12 protein-coding genes and 3 pseudogenes are annotated in these 14,615 nt (G+C 59.9%); 3 read left to right on the top strand and 12 right to left on the bottom strand.

Annotation, left to right across the window (positions count from 1 at the left end; genetic code table 11):
• Window positions 1-194: 194 nt before the first annotated feature.
• The 4 genes from NKH91_RS26520 to NKH91_RS26505 all read right to left on the bottom strand — a co-directional run bounded on the left by NKH91_RS26520 (window position 195) and on the right by NKH91_RS26505 (window position 4,584).
• On the bottom strand, window positions 195-1,844 hold the full coding sequence (locus NKH91_RS26520; RefSeq protein ID WP_352813034.1) for a hypothetical protein: 1,650 nt from the start codon (window positions 1,842-1,844) through the stop codon (window positions 195-197).
• Window positions 1,841-2,311 (bottom strand): hypothetical protein, encoded by a 471-nt coding sequence (locus NKH91_RS26515; RefSeq protein ID WP_352813035.1) that lies wholly within the window; start codon window positions 2,309-2,311, stop codon window positions 1,841-1,843. Before NKH91_RS26515 ends, NKH91_RS26520 begins: the two co-directional genes overlap by 4 nt.
• Before the next feature lie 97 nt (window positions 2,312-2,408).
• Window positions 2,409-4,034 carry a hypothetical protein gene (locus tag NKH91_RS26510; protein WP_352813037.1) on the bottom strand — a complete coding sequence of 542 codons (1,626 nt, stop codon included), beginning with the start codon at window positions 4,032-4,034 and terminating at the stop codon, window positions 2,409-2,411.
• Window positions 3,943-4,584, bottom strand: coding sequence for a metallophosphoesterase (locus tag NKH91_RS26505; RefSeq protein WP_352813039.1), 642 nt, complete (start codon window positions 4,582-4,584; stop codon window positions 3,943-3,945). The genes NKH91_RS26510 and NKH91_RS26505 overlap by 92 nt, the downstream gene beginning before the upstream one ends.
• Window positions 4,585-4,716: 132 nt before the next feature.
• Here NKH91_RS26505 and NKH91_RS26500 point away from each other — a divergent pair, with 132 nt between their 5' ends.
• Together NKH91_RS26500 and NKH91_RS26495 are read left to right on the top strand one after the other, a co-directional pair.
• Window positions 4,717-5,946, top strand: coding sequence for a nucleoside triphosphate pyrophosphohydrolase family protein (locus tag NKH91_RS26500; protein WP_352813041.1), 1,230 nt, complete (start codon window positions 4,717-4,719; stop codon window positions 5,944-5,946).
• Window positions 5,943-6,626: a uracil-DNA glycosylase gene (locus NKH91_RS26495; RefSeq protein ID WP_352813043.1), complete on the top strand. Its 684-nt coding sequence runs from the start codon at window positions 5,943-5,945 to the stop codon at window positions 6,624-6,626. Before NKH91_RS26500 ends, NKH91_RS26495 begins: the two co-directional genes overlap by 4 nt.
• A gap of 120 nt (window positions 6,627-6,746) precedes the next feature.
• On the opposite strand, the gene NKH91_RS26490 is transcribed toward NKH91_RS26495, so the two are convergent.
• The 8 genes and pseudogenes from NKH91_RS26490 to NKH91_RS26455 form a co-directional block, all read right to left on the bottom strand.
• Window positions 6,747-7,514 (bottom strand): thymidylate synthase family protein, encoded by a 768-nt coding sequence (locus tag NKH91_RS26490; protein WP_352813045.1) that lies wholly within the window; start codon window positions 7,512-7,514, stop codon window positions 6,747-6,749.
• Complete coding sequence (locus tag NKH91_RS26485; protein WP_352813047.1) at window positions 7,462-8,184, bottom strand: C1 family peptidase; 723 nt, start codon at window positions 8,182-8,184, stop codon at window positions 7,462-7,464. The genes NKH91_RS26490 and NKH91_RS26485 overlap by 53 nt, the downstream gene beginning before the upstream one ends.
• Window positions 8,181-9,068 carry an ImmA/IrrE family metallo-endopeptidase gene (locus tag NKH91_RS26480; RefSeq protein ID WP_352813048.1) on the bottom strand — a complete coding sequence of 296 codons (888 nt, stop codon included), beginning with the start codon at window positions 9,066-9,068 and terminating at the stop codon, window positions 8,181-8,183. Before NKH91_RS26480 ends, NKH91_RS26485 begins: the two co-directional genes overlap by 4 nt.
• 127 nt (window positions 9,069-9,195) lie before the next feature.
• Window positions 9,196-9,576, bottom strand: a complete 381-nt coding sequence (locus NKH91_RS26475; protein ID WP_352813050.1) for a helix-turn-helix domain-containing protein — start codon at window positions 9,574-9,576, stop codon at window positions 9,196-9,198.
• A complete protein-coding gene (locus NKH91_RS26470; protein WP_352813051.1) occupies window positions 9,573-9,866 on the bottom strand; it encodes an acyl carrier protein in 294 nt (97 codons plus the stop codon). The genes NKH91_RS26475 and NKH91_RS26470 overlap by 4 nt, the downstream gene beginning before the upstream one ends.
• Before the next feature lie 617 nt (window positions 9,867-10,483).
• Window positions 10,484-11,522 (bottom strand): annotated as a pseudogene (locus tag NKH91_RS26465) (IS110 family RNA-guided transposase).
• Between the two features lie 97 nt (window positions 11,523-11,619).
• Window positions 11,620-11,964, bottom strand: coding sequence for a hypothetical protein (locus tag NKH91_RS26460; RefSeq protein WP_352813053.1), 345 nt, complete (start codon window positions 11,962-11,964; stop codon window positions 11,620-11,622).
• A pseudogene (locus tag NKH91_RS26455) lies at window positions 11,961-13,040 on the bottom strand (IS5 family transposase). Before NKH91_RS26455 ends, NKH91_RS26460 begins: the two are co-directional and overlap by 4 nt.
• 1,047 nt (window positions 13,041-14,087) lie before the next feature.
• Between NKH91_RS26455 and NKH91_RS26445 the strand changes: the two are divergent.
• Window positions 14,088-14,552: pseudogene (locus tag NKH91_RS26445) on the top strand (integrase core domain-containing protein); the annotation flags it as partial.
• Between the last annotated feature and the right edge of the window lie 63 nt (window positions 14,553-14,615).

Genomic DNA, 14,615 nt, shown 5'->3' with positions numbered 1-14,615 from the left:
GTTTCGCCAGAACCACCAGGTGGTCGGCTTCCAGTAATCCGACCAGGCTTTTAGGTTTCGTGGCTTTCCGATCCTCTTTTGCCTTGGAACTGCGAGCACGCCCTTCATGATGGCGACCCGCCGCCTGTCCAACGCGCGGCAAGCGGCGCGCCCGAGAAATGACCCTGGGCAGCTCGGACCGAACCACTCATCCGCTATTTCAGGGGTGCGGGATCCAGTGCGGCAACATAGTCCTTCACCGATCCGCGGAGAACATGGTCGGCCATTACTAGGAAGATCTTGAGGCGCTCTCCGTATCGAGCATCCGGGTGACGATTGCCTCCGGCAACGATCGTTCGGATCAAAAGAGCTCGCATGCGTCCCTCAAGCCCCTCACGGGAGAGGGCCGCGATGTCATGGAGGATACAATCATGGAGATAACCCGCAAAGGTGTCGCCGATCCGGTCGGACAGCGCGACCGTGACCATCGCGTTGCCGAGGGCGACGGCAGCATCCGCCGGGATGGCGCCTGACGAAGACCCATGCCTGTCCGAAATCGCGGCATGCGGCGATGAGGGCGCGAGATGCCTTATATTGCGTATCCAATTGCCCATGACGTCGAATGCTTCGTACAGCAGGCGGGCATTGCGGGTGGGGAATTCCGCCATCGTGTCGATGTTCTGACCGGACGTGTCGTAGATTTTTTCCAGCTCGGTAACGAAGAGTGGCAGGTAGAACAGCCACATATGGTAGGGAATACTCTGACGCATGGCCTCATTGACCATGATGTCGAAATACCGAATGCCCACAAACGCGATGTCGCGCCATTTTTCATCGTCGAAATCATCGGCGCGGTCGTTGAGCTGGGCGGCATAACCCCTGTTTGTCCCTCCGCGGATCGTATTGATGACGGCGTCGCCTATGGGCTTCCAGGTGCCCAGCTTATGGGCCGTCTCGGCATCGCCGAAGAGAAATTGCAGCAAGACATTCTCCTCGGGAATTGCGTATCCGCCTTTGTCCGCGAGGTTCTGGTTCTGCTCGCTTTCCTGGTAGAGCCTGCTGCCGCTGTCGGCGATCATGTCACGCAGGGCCTTGTCCGAGAAGTCGAAACGCGGTTGCAGTTTGATCGCCATGAGGTCCGGCAATGCATCCGGCCGCATCGTGACGAGGAACTTTCTGAACTCCTCCGAACGCAACAGCATGCGTACGATTGTCTCGGCGTCGGCTTGGGCCTTACGGCCGGCCGGGACAAATTGCTTCGTCCATCGCATTCGCCGCCGGAACCACTCATAGATACGTGTGTTAGGGGCGACCCCCGACTGCTTCGGCTCGTCCTCTTCTGACCCGACCGGTTTGAAGGTTCGGATTTTCTGGCGTTGAAGCCAGTTCGTGTCGGCCAACCAATCGTGCGCTTTCTGCGGTAGTAGCCGCCGCTCCGCCACGGCCTCTATCAAACCGAGATGCGGCCGTATGAAATCCAATAATTCCGCAAAGCGACGATCATAAAGCAGGGTCTGCACGATCTTGCCAACGGCCACCAGCGAGCGCGGCCCCGGCTTCAGCAGAACGTTGAGGCCCCATGCAAGAATTATCCAGACGAATACCACCAGGAAAGCAGCCTGGGGCGGTGTGAAGGTGCCATCCTTCGGGAAAGTCAGCCAGGCGCAGGCTTCAGCGCTTGGCAATCGGCACCGCTGGCTCATCAAGGGGAAGAATTCGAAGTAGACAACAAGCGTGACTACGATAAGCGCCAACGGAATTTGCACAGCCAGATGCAACTGCGCGCGTAGGCGCGTCACCGGCGATACGATTGCGTAGAATGCGATGAAAAGCGCGAGAAAACTCAGGAAACCGTCCAGCGTCACCGAGCTTCTCCTGTGCAATTCGGATGCAAGCCCAAGCCCGGGAAACCTTGGGAATCATCACTGTCGAACTCGATGTAGTCTTTAAATATCGGGATCAGGGCATCGGCCTCAACCGGGGTGTACCCAGGGGATTGGCAGAGGATCACATAGTCGAACGGTTCGGCGGCCTGATAAGCTTCAACCGGAATCTTATGAAACGGGATGGGCGGCTCAAGGCTGTGCGGCAGGGCAAGGAGCTCTTCCCTTGAACGAGCGTCGCGGAAACGCGGCACATATCGCAATTTCATCACGCCGCATGCCGCATCGCCGTTCCAAATATGATCTGGGTTGACGCAACCCGAAGAGATGAGGTCGTCGAGGAAATGCTCGATAAGCAAGTGCCCCTTCAGAACGACCGGCACGAGCGGATCGACGTCGTCCATCAGCTCGTCAAACTCCACTTCATACCGTTGCCGATCGTCGGTCATTTCAATAGTTCTAGGATGGCTGTGTCGCCACAAACCAGTGCGGCAACCTTGAGGTTGATCGAACGTAGACGGCGCCTCCACGAATAGCAGGCTTTGCTTACGCAAGCGGGGGGGCGGAGACGCGCTGCGCCGTCATTTCGCGAAGATCTGCAATGGATGCCAGTGTACGCTTGGACCAAGTGTCAAACGCTGCCCGATCCCGCGCTCCATGCTCGAAGCTCCGATTGTCTTCGGCCAATCTTGTCAGTTCGCGGACGAGCCCAGTTAGCTTAGCGTCACCCTCGATATTGATCTGCACGTAGGATGCCAGTACTTCGAGACCCTCGACGGCGACAGGCACGCCATCTGGATTGTAGTTTTTGGCCACATCTTCAAGCTCAACTAGGCAGCGGGCCCAACCCTCAAGCGCTATGCGCTCCTTCTCGTTTCGCGCGCCCTTCAGAACGAGCGCATTCGCCAGGGCATGCAACCGCTCAGGTGCCTGGTCGAGCCAGCGATCGACAATTGGCATGGCAACTTGCGTAGGGCTGCGGGAATGCGTTCTTGCGTCGGCAGCAATTGTTGTGATCCGCCCAGGAGCGAAATCCAGATAACGACACACCTCCACCTGCAGCGATCGCAACTCGGCGACGTTGACCGGCCACCATCGTGCGAACTCCTGGGCTCGGTAGAACGCGATTACTTCCACTGAATTCCGCCCGTTTCCGAGACTCCTACGCTTGAATTCGACGAGGCTGAAGGAGGCAAACTCCTCCCCGCTTCCATCAGCGGTAAAGTCGCGGAACGGATCCACCAACACGGCCAGAGCGCGCGTGCTGGCCTTTTGCTTAAGAAGCTTCTTGATGCGCTCAATCTGATCGATCTTGCCACCATAGCGACGCAACCGGCTCCCATGGACAAATGGCATGCGCTGTTCCAGCTTTGACCGGCCGAGCTGCCACCAGCCAACGAGTTCCCTCAACCACTCCTGACGAGCACCGGGTTCAAGCGGCTCAGCCATCGGGTAGTTGTTTGGCAATGGCAACATGTCGGTGTCGAGGGATGGCAGGTCGAGATGGACGATAAGCGTATTTCCCTCGGCCTCCGCCCGCGCCACCTCCACCACGCGCTCATAGACCTCGTCGATATCGCGGCCTTGAATGGTCGTGGGTCCGTCGGGAAGGTTTTCTGACGCCCAAAGACGCTTCCTGATAGCGGGAATGGCTGCCGCATCGACGCCGCCGCGCTGAAGCGGTATCGGCTCGACGCGGATCGATGGCGTATAGGGCAATCCCTCTAATGTTAGCAAACGCACCGCATCGGTTTCGCGCCCGGTGTCGAAAGTGGCGCCGGACACGACGAGGACACGCCGGGCATTATTCCCGGCATGGTCATAGACATGATCGAACTGCGCCGCATGTTCATGCTTGTGGCCGTGAACGACAACGTCGAACTCCCGATCGCGAAGGAAGCTGCGCACCTGTTCGAGGTTGGAGAGGTCGGAGAATGCCTTGAGCTCTTCGCGAAGGCTTGGCGCTCGTAGGTGGTGATGCAAGACAGCGATACGTAGCTGACGCCCATGGTCCGGGCACGGAACTGCGTCGACCAACCGTCTTACCTCTTCCAACTGCTGCTCCGAAACCCTCGCCATGTCATAGCGAGCGAGTGCGTCGAGTTGCTTGCGCAGACTGGCTTCTTTTTCCTTGTCGGTTCCTGCGGCCAGTTGCGGGAGGTGTGACCACACGGTGGCGAGCGGCTCGGGAAGAACTGCGGCCGCGTGGCACCAATTGCTCGAGTTTATCGGAAAGATTGGCCCAGCGGTTGCTGCAATCCACGAGAATATGAGGCACGGCGGAATCTGCTTCTTCGATTCCGTCCAGCCATGGCACCACGCAGCCCCGGTCGCGCCAGGTCGTGCAGAAGTCTTTGTAGCGCCTCGCGGTTCCCGGATCATATTTTCGGTCGACGTCGTGGTTGCCAGGGGTAGCGACGATCCGCTCGGGGGTGATGCCGAATGGTCCAAAGGAGTTGAGGAGCAGGTCAAGAAGCAGCTCGTGGCCGCCTTGCCGACCACGATCCTGAGCGTCCCCCGAAAAGATTATGCCGTCGAGACACCGATCTTCGCGCTTCAGCCGCTCGGCAAGGCGCTCGAACACTTGTCGAAGGGCTAGCTCCCGTGTTTGTGGCGGCAGTCCGGCGACCATGGTTTTGCGATCATCGCGCTCCAGAGTGGTGCCCGCATAGGCAATGTGGGCATCCGTGACGTGTAGGAAGGTTGCCGAGGTCGACTCCATAATAATTCCTTTTCTGCAGTCTACGTCATCGACTTTGCTGAAGGCTAGGCCAGCTGGAAAGAAGTCACCGCGTCATTCACTTGCATCAACGATTCTGTTGAGACAAGATTCTTGCTGCGGGAGGGAATCATTATGTACGTGGATGGCAGATCGCTCCTAAGGAGCCAAGGCTCGCTCTTCGGGATCGGCGACCGGCCAATCGGCCTGGATGAGTATCAGGACTTCACCACCCGGACCGATCGCAATGATAAGGCTGGCGCCGATGGCCTTGGCTTCGTGCTGCTCGGCTTGTTTGGCGAAGTCGGCAGCCTGCTAAGCGCGCTGAAGAAGAAGCAGCGCGACAAAGACGCCTTTGCGGCGTACCACGACGAAGTCATTGAAGAACTGGGCGATGCCCTCTGGTATTTCGCGAACGCCGCACTCCGCGCTGAACTGCCGCTCAGCCAGATAGCCCGCAGTGTGCCAGCCAAGCTGGAGGACTGGGACTATGAGGGGCGTTCCGGAGCCGCCTCGACCTTCGAGGACCTGCAGCAGACCGAGGTGCCATTTGTCGGTCCTTTGGCAGGTGACGAAGTGGAGCACCGCTTGCTTGTCCTTGCCGGCAAAGTCGGCGTGCTGCTGGCCGACTGGAGCGAGGGGCAGATCAGAGAGAACCGCGATCGGCTGTCGGCTGATCTGGTCGAGATTTTCCGCGCGCTGCTGATCGCAGCGGACGACGCTCGCGTCAGCCTAGAACAGGCGGCTCGCAATAACGTCGTCAAGACGCTCGGCCGGTGGCCCGACCACCGGGACTGGGGGCCATTGTTCGACGAAGAGGTTCCTGAATACGAGCAGCTTCCGCGCCTGATGCGGGTTTCATTCGTTGAAAGGACAGTGAATGGACGCACATTCGTCGTGCAGCAATGGAACGGCGTCAACCTGGGCAGCCCGCTGACCGACAACCGTCACCAACCCGACGACTACCGATACCACGATGTCTTTCACCTGGCCTTCGCAGCGATTCTAGGCTGGTCGCCAACATTGCGCGCATTGCTGCGCCTCAAGCGCAAGAGCCGGCCGGAGGTGGACGAGAACGAAGACGGCGCCCGCGCCAACATCATTGAAGAAGGCATCTCGACCTGGATCTTCAATCATGGTCTACGGCACGCTGAGTTTCGGAACGTAACGACCCTTGAGTACGGCCTGCTCAAGGCTGTTCACGAGCTGGTGCGCGGCTATGAGGTCGAGAGCCGCCCCCTGTGGCAATGGGAGCGGGCGATTCTGGAGGGTTTTCGGGTCTTTCGCGAGCTCAAGAAGCATCGCAACGGTGTGGTCGTCATTGATCTCACCAAACGAACAATCGATTTTGAAGAGCTGCCATGACTGAACATCCCCACAACGCTGAAGAGTTTGTCAAACTCGTTGCCGACTTGAGGTTCGAAGACGCTTTCAATCCATACTCGGATCGTTGCTCGGACTTTGATCAACCCGATGCCGCCGATATCCGCCGACACAACCTGATGGCCGTTCTCGACGCAGCAATCGAGCGGGGTGTCGCTTCCATCTGGGTGGCCCGCGATCTCGGATACCGCGGCGGACGTCGTACAGGATTGGCCCTGACCGACGAAGTCCACCTACCCGCACATGCCGATTTGCTGGGGACGGCTCCATTATCCCGATCTACGACCGGCCCCGTCGTTGCTGAGCGCACCGCGACCGTGATTTGGCAGATGCTGAAGGCGATCGGACAGCCAGTTTTCCTTTGGAATGTCTTTCCGCTGCATCCGCATGCCGCCGGAGACCCGCTCTCCAATCGGTGTCACACGCGAAGGGAACGACAAGCGTGCCGGCATGTGATGATTGGGTTAATCCACCTGCTGTCGCCGCGACGAGTGCTCGCGATTGGCCGGGATGCGCAGTTAGCGCTCGAGGATCTCGGTGTCGCCGCGGACAAGGTCAGGCATCCGAGCTACGGCGGGCAGGCCGAGTTCATCGAGGGTGTCAGCACGCACTACGGCCTGCAAAACCTGGGAAAGGAAGCTACCCTTCCGCTGTTCGCCTGAAACGGTCGGCGATGATCGGTTTGCGCGAACGGTATCATGTTCGGTATTCCCGCCGTTCACTATGCCCGGCCACGAGCGCATCCGGGGACTCCGTCAGAAGAGAACGGCCACAAGCACCCATCACGCCGCCTCTCTGACCAGCCGCGCGGTGCAATTGTCGATCAGCGTGGTCACGTCGGCCTTGCCCCAGCCCTCCGTATCGAGCCTAGCCGATGTCGAGTTCACGGTCAGCGTGCCGACCTCGAACCCGCTCTCACGGGCGATGAAGCCAAGCAGGCGCCCCAAACCGAGCAAGTTGCCCAATGTCTTCTGGACGTAATAGTGGTTCCGATAGAGGGCGATCATGTGCAATGAACCGCTCCGCTCGGGTTTGAGCTCGATCATGCTCAGGCACTGACGGTTCAGGGCTTTGCGCAAGTCCCTGGCAGGGTCGGAAATGATGATCTCGTAGCGGTTCTCGTAGAAACGCCCTATCCGGGCGTCGTTGAGCATGCGGATGTTCTCGGCGAGCTGGTCGATACGGCCCCCCTTACGGTCTTTCCAATTGACCATGCGTTCGAAATAACGACCCCATTCGCCTGGCGTGCACATTCTGCGTTTGTAGACGTCCAGGTAGCGTTCGCGCAGTGCGTCGACGCCATCGCCCCGGTCAAGGCTGGACGGGAAGATCGTGTTGGCCACGGTAACGATTGGATATGCCTCATGCTGCCGCAGAAAGCGGTCAACGGTCATGATCACCGCCTCTTCGTCGGCATCGGTGGTAAGAGGGTGCTCGATGTGAAGCATCAGCCCACCAAGCGTGAGGTTAGGTTGGGCGCGCAGGTGAGCGGCGGCCTCAACCCACGCGCGCACGGGCGTCGATGCCGGCGGCATCGGATTGTAGAACATCGCCATCTCCTTCGCTGATGCTGAAGCCGCCGCACAGACGGCGGCTCATATATGTTTCCCGGACCCAGGCGTGCCCAGCGGCACCCCAGGCCGGACCCCAAGAATTCCGAACCAGGATAAGATCCTCGCTATCGAAGCGACCGTGCCCGACGGCAACAACAGCGTGCCCCCGCTGGCGGTCGATCGGTTCGCCGTCTTTGGGCAGGATGATTTCGTTTCCCGTCCGAAGCCACGTTGTTGCCGCGGTGAAAGCGGACGAGACGAAGAGCGCGAGGACGACCGGGCTGCCGCCATCGAGCCGCTCGCGTATCTGCTGGACATTCGTGTCGCAGCAATCCGAGCCGCAACGAAAAAGCGGTGATACGCTCGGGGGTGGCCTCCAGGCTGTTGCTTGCACCGGCAGGCCTTTGTACGGCCAGACAGGCTCGAGCGGCTGTCCGATATCATGCAGGACCTGGCGCGTATCGGGCAGAGTCGTCCCTTCAGCGGGGCCGGTGCCGGCCCGTTGGGCGGCGTGGTAGAAAAGCCACTCGACGCACAGGGAATCAAGGTCGCCGCGGGCCTGTTCGTGTACTGCCGAGGCCGCAAAAGATAGGCAGGTCGGGCGGCGACCCTGATCCCGCACTGGCCCCAGGACTGACCGTAAGTCTGTCAGGATATGCAGCGTCATGAGGCAGCCAGAAGCTCCTCGCGCTGCGGCTCGAACAGACCAGCCTCGTCGCTCGTCGCTGTCTTGCAGTAGAGCGTGAGCAACTGCGGATCGTCGTTTGGTGCCCACGGTCTGACTTCGCGGAGGGTCAACTGCCCAGCGAGTGGCCGCTCCGCCTGCGCGAGCACCCGGCGCACGGTGGAGGAGCCAATCTGCCCTTCCGGGACAGGGTCCCGTCCATCCCGCAGAATTGCAAATCCGGCGTCACGAAGTTCGTCGAAGGTCCAGACATAGCCACCGCCGCTGTCTTCTTTCAAGCGGAGCAGAAAGAGATCATCGCGGCTGGCTTCGATCACGGCGCCTTCGTCGCGCTCGGTCAAATGCCAGACGTCGACGCGCTGGGCATTCTTCAAAGCGTAGTCGCCCAGGAGCCGTCGCTTGAGATCGCGCGGTTCCACATCTCGGAGGTGCTGGCCCAGGGTGCGGCCGATGACATGCTCCCGTTCGAGCGCGAATACAGTCGCGCGGTAACTTGTGCCGAAGCGGAGCGACGCCTGATAGACGGTTTCGGGTTGCTCGAAGTGCCTGGGCTCCCAGTCGCGCAGTTCCATCTGCTCCTTGATCAGATAGGGCGGCAGCAAAAAGTAGGACGCGAACGCATCCGCTTCTCTCTCTTCAGGGGCGACTATCGACCTTCTCGACGCATCGCTGGCCCAAGGCGCGCGTCGCAGAATCCGGTCGTCATCGGCATGTGGATCGTGACCCAGAAAGAGGTGGCCGAGCTCGTGGGCGGCTGTGAACCGCTGCATGCCGAGCGGCCTACGCGTGCTCAGGATGATACCCGCAGCCCCATCCTCGCGGATAAAGGCACCAAGCAGCGGCTCGAGCGGCTGGAACATCAGCATTGCGCCCATCCGGGCAATACACCCAAAGACGTCTACCCGCTGCGCTCGCGATGCGCCTATATCGAGCCGCAAATCCCGCTGTAGGCGCTTAGCGCCGCGGATGCCGCGGAGGATGGATTCGCGCTCATTACGACCGACCATCACCGGTGACCTTCGACCTGGAGCGCAGGAACTCGGCAAATCGCTGAAGCTCCTGGCGGTCATTGTCCGAAAGGGCACTCGCGGTGCGTGCGAGGAATGCCACATCGGGCGGTACGACCGCTTCCGCTTCCTCCCCGGTAAACCAGGTCACCGGACGCTGATACAATCGCGCAAGCCTTTTGAGCTCGATTGCGCTGACCCCTCGACGCCCATTCTCGATTTCCGAAACAGCAGTGCGCGGCAGCTCCATGTGCTGTGCTACCTGCTCCTGCTTAAGCCCGACATATTCTCTTGCCTCGCGCAACTTGGCGCCGAGGACTAGGCTCTCATCCTCATTGACGGTGAAGCCGATCCGTTCAGCGGTCATGACACTTGCTCTCCTTCCGTCTGGTTCTTTGCTTGCTGCTCTTCCAGCAACTCCACAACGCGCTGGGTGAAGACAGCGACGCATGTATTTTCGTCATTGAAGCCGCCCGGCGGCATTGCGGCTTCGGGCAGCTTGACATTGAACTCCTCTTCGATCCGGAGAGCGATCGATATCATGACCAAGGAGTCGACCTGGGGTTCCCACCCTGCCTTGGGGGTTGGTCGATCGGCTTGAGCGCTCCGAATCTCGTCGCGGATAACTTCCTCGATAGTGGCGGTCGACACCGACATCGATAACCTCATGTCTCGAAATCCGACACAGATATAATGCATGTCGGAATTTCAGACAACACGCAACGTCAAAAAATAATCCGCAGCAGGACAGGTAAGGCGTTTCGCAGCGAGGTTCAGTTGTCAGGCATTGTGCTCGGACCGAAGGGCAACAGGGCCAGTCCGAACCCCTATGGGGGGCGTTCCGCTGCCGCTCCCCAAAGAGACTCAGCTGGTCTATTATCTATTCGGTCCCGCCGCGAGGGGGCGCTTCTCCGTCCCGGCTATGCAGAGACGCCGGGGGCGCAGGCAAGGGGATGCCGGAGGCTCGGCTCGCGGCTTGTCCTAGCAGGTTCTCTTCTCTGATTGGGGTCGTTGAGATCAAGCTCCTGCTGATATTGTTCCGGACCATGTCGCCCCGCGGGTCACTCGCTTCTCTTCGCGGTCGACGTTAAGCCGCCGCATGATGGGGTCAGTAGAGCGAGGCCTCTCAATCTGTTGAACGACCTTGGGAGAGTTCGTCCCAGGATCGTGCCTGCTAACGAGATCGCCTTGCCCGTCGTCCCCACGGGAACGATCCGGCTCACGCCCTTTCGGGCGGAATCAACTCCTCCTTCGTTGGTCCGTTATCCCGTATTTCATGCCGGTACGGGGCCGGGTGCCTTGCCGAAGCGGAATTCTGTCGCATCGCTTCCACATGCGATGCAGGATGACAGCGAGCTTGCGAGCAACAGCAACTCGGGCTCGGGCCATACCGCGCCGCTTGGCGACGTTCATACCCCACGCTCTGAGGCTCGACCATTTCTTGCTGAGCACAAGCAGCGAATGAGCCGCCTCATAGAGGGCCGTGCGGGCGAGCTCGTCACCGCATCGGCTTACCTTGCCCTGAATGTCCGTCTCGCCAGATTGATAGCGTGCCGGGGTCAGACCCAAATGCGCTCCGACATCCCTCGATCGGCGAAAGCGGTCCGGCTGATCGACCGTGGCACGAAAGGCGAGCGCGGTGATGGGTCCCACACCGGGCACGGACATGAGGCGCCGGCAGACTTGCTCCTTGCGGGCGATATTGAAGACCTGCTTTGTCAGTCGCCCGAACTCGCGCAACATCGTTGCCACGATCGCCAGAAGCGGCTCGACAAGCGCCATGATGACCGTATCTGCGCCAATCAGTTCGCGCACGCGATGAGCGAAAGTTGCGCGGCCTGGAGTGCCGAGCTTGATGCCGGCCTCCCGCAGAATCGCCCTAACGACATTTTCGATCGTCCGCATTTCATTGAGGACCGTGCGTCGCGCAGCGAAGAGGGATCGCCAGAGCCGACACTGCTGGCTCTTCACATGCACCTGCCGATACCAGCCGGTGCGCATGATCTGCGCCAAGGCGCGGGCGTCGTTGCGATCGGTTTTGTTCGGCATCGTTTTCATCGCCGCGTTGGCCTGCCGGGTCTCGATGCAGATCGCCGGCAATCCTTCGGCGCGAATACCGTCATAAAGCCAGGCTGTCAGCGAACAGGCTTCGAGCCCGATGCGCTCCAGCGGCAGATCGATTTTCCGCAAGGCTTCATAAAGCGCCCTCGGCTCACTCGCCGCCCGCCCTTCCTTCACGATCCGGCCGCTCTCGTCGACGACACAGATCGCGGTCTCTTCCAAAGACACGTCAAGTCCGGCAAAATATTTCATGGCTGCTCCTCCTGATGTTTGTGGCGATTTACATCGACCACGTTCTCACATCTCGACAGGAGCAGCCGCCCTCAATTTGGCTCGGGCGAGACCCCAATCACCCATCTGTTGAAGAAGTCTGACGTATTGCCTTGAGGATGGCCTCGTCGCCGTTGTGGTAGGCGAATGTGATCTCGATCGAGCCGTCGTTGAGCAATTCGGCATGGCCATCGCCTGTGACTTCATCCATCTCGTCACACCCGGCCCATGTGAAGTGAACTATCGAGGGGCTGTAGCTCAGATCGAGACCGGCTTGCAGGGCGCCAAAGGCGATCTCGCCGTTGTCGTCGGGTCCGATGGCGATGGTTGCGGGTCCACCGAGGTTCAGGTAACCGCGATCCCACAGATCGGCTTCGATGATCCGCCAGCGGCCGATCAGTTGGCAGCCTGCGGGCACGGTCATTTCGACGCCGCCAAGAGCTTGGGCAGCCGCACCAGATTGTAGGCGGCGGCCGCGAAGGTGAAGCCCACCCAACGCGGTCGCGGCCGCGCAATTTGGTCTTCTCCTGCCCAGCGACGGTTTTGATCCAGCCGAACGCCTCTTCGATGCGCTTTCTGATGCGCTGGCTGACGGCATAGCCACCGTGGCGCGTGGTGCGGCGATCGATCGCCGAACGACGGCCGTTCGTGTTCTGCGCTACGTGTGGTGTCACCTTCATCGAGCGCAACTCGTTGACGAAGTCCTCTGCGTCATAGGCCTTGTCGGCACCGAGCGTGATCGCCCGCGGCCGGTCGGCACGAGGTTCGATCATGTGCAGGGCCGCACCCACTCGGCATGTCCGTCGGCCAGCGTCAGACAGGCTTCCACCAGCAGGCCGTGGCGGTTCTCCATCAACCCATGTCCCATGAAGCACAACCTGGCCTCCTTGCCCCGCCCTTTGCGGTAGAGCCTGGCGTCGGGGTCCGTAGTCGAGGCGTGCGTCTCGTTCGATCGCCTCTCGCCGCGGAGGTCCGCCGCCTTCTGCCGGCGGTTCGCCATGACCGCCGCTTGGGCCGCCCTTTGGCTTGACGCTCTTCATCGAAGCCCAGGCCTCGATCAGCGTGCCGTCGACCGAGAAGTGATCCGTGGACAGGAGCTTCTTTGGGTTGCGCCAGCACGGCCGCCAGGAACTTCGCCGCGATATCGCCCTCCAGCAGCCGGTCACGGTTTTTGGAGAACACCGAATGGTCCCAGGCTGCGTCGTCGACGCCGATGCCGACGAACCAGCGGAACAGGAGGTCGTATTCCAACCGTTCCATCAAAAGCCGCTCCGAGCGGATCGAATAGAACGCCTGCAAAAGCATCGCCCGCAGCAGCTTCTCCGGCGGGATAGATGGCCGCCCGATCGGCGAATATAGCGCCGCGAACTCACGCTCCAGCCTCGACAGGGCTTCAGTCACGATCGTCCTGATCGCCCGCAATGGATGATTGCGCCGAACCCGGACCTCAAGGTCCACGTAGCTGAAAAGTTCGCCAGTTCGATCGTCGCCGCCGCGCACTCGTCACCTCCGAATCCTTCGGAGCCAGTGAATCATTGCTGCGGTCCGGTGGCGAGGGCCTTTTTCAACAGACCGCAGCGAGTACCGTGGCATAGTCTTATGCCGTCGACGGAATGTCCTTGTAATATTCCATTCATGGGCGATTATATATTTGACAAACCCGCGACCTTTTTCGATATCGGTGCTATATTTCCCGCTCACTCGGTCCATGGGGGTCGACGGTATGCAAGCGGGGCATTCACCTAGGTGGGCGGATAAGTACGGGCATTTGCTTCGATGGATCGCGTTAGTCGCGTCGACCATCGCCGCAACCTTGGCAATAGTGGCGGCCATCGCCCTCTTGTTCCATACTGGTTTTGATTTTTGGAAGGATGAGTTGAAGGCTCATTTCTTGGGAACGATTGGATTCGCAGGTATAGTCATAGCGAGTTTCGGGACAGTCACCTTTTTACGGCAATCCGAAGGACCAATTGAGTTTGAGGCGCTGGGCTTTAAACTGAAGGGCGCCGCAGGACAGGTGGTCCTTTGGGGCTATTGCGTCATTATCCTATCCTTGTGCGCTAAGCTACTTTGGTAGCCGGGCCGTGGGGCGGATTTCACCGGCCTTGTCCCGTTTTCTTGAATGTACTGTCTCGCTACCCAGCGGTAGGGGATTGGCAATCCACTTCATGAGTGGAGATAGAGCACAAAGCCACCTCCCTCTAACGAAATATTGTTAGTGTACGTTTGATTTTTTGAGTCAATTATTTCGGATCACGAAACGAAACATCCGAAAATGCGAGCCGATCCGGTCGGGAAGTGTTTGTGTCCATGTTGCTTCAGCATAGGTGAAGCTGGATGCGCCGAGCACCGCCACGAAGATCTCTGCCTCGCGGATCTTGACCTGCCACGGGTAATTTCCTCCATCTGAGATTAGAGTCCGGCCTCGATTGAAGGACGGACTGATGAAGAGAAATCGGTTTACGGAAGAGCAGATCATCGCGGTTCTGCGTGAGCACGAAGCGGGGGCAAAGGCGGGCGACCTGGCGCGCAAGCATGGGAACGCTTACCTCGATCTCCGGCCGCCGGGTGGCGCGTGAACTGACGGAACTGATCGCCCGGCGCGGCAAGCCGGGCATGATCGTCTCTGACCACGGCACCGAGTTCACCTCGAACGCGATCCTCGCCTGGTCGAAGATCATCAGGTGGAATGGCACTTCATCGCGCCGGGCAAGCCGATGCAGAACGGCTTCTGCGAAAGCTTCAACGGGCGGATGCGGGACGAGTTGCTGAACGAAACCCTGTTCTTCGGCCTTGACCATGCCCGAAACAACCATCGCCGAATGGGCAGACGACTACAACCGATCGCGCCCACATTCGGCGCTCGGATACATCACGCCTGCGGCTTATGCCGCCAATCTCACCGCAACGGACGATCGGCTGCGCAACCCCGACCTGCTCCGCCGATCACCCGTTGCTCAATCCGCGCCATACGGCGTAAAACCCGCCGAGGCTCTAACTGCAGCCGGATGAAAATTCAGTGGCAGGTCAGGTGGAGAAGCCAGACGAGATCATAGCACTTCAGGTCATCACTCG

This window comes from Mesorhizobium sp. M0894 (assembly GCF_040319725.1).
Classification (GTDB): Bacteria; Pseudomonadota; Alphaproteobacteria; order Rhizobiales; family Rhizobiaceae; genus Mesorhizobium.
The sequence above is the reverse complement of the archived record's forward strand: the minus strand, read 5'-3'. Positions and strand labels throughout refer to the sequence as shown.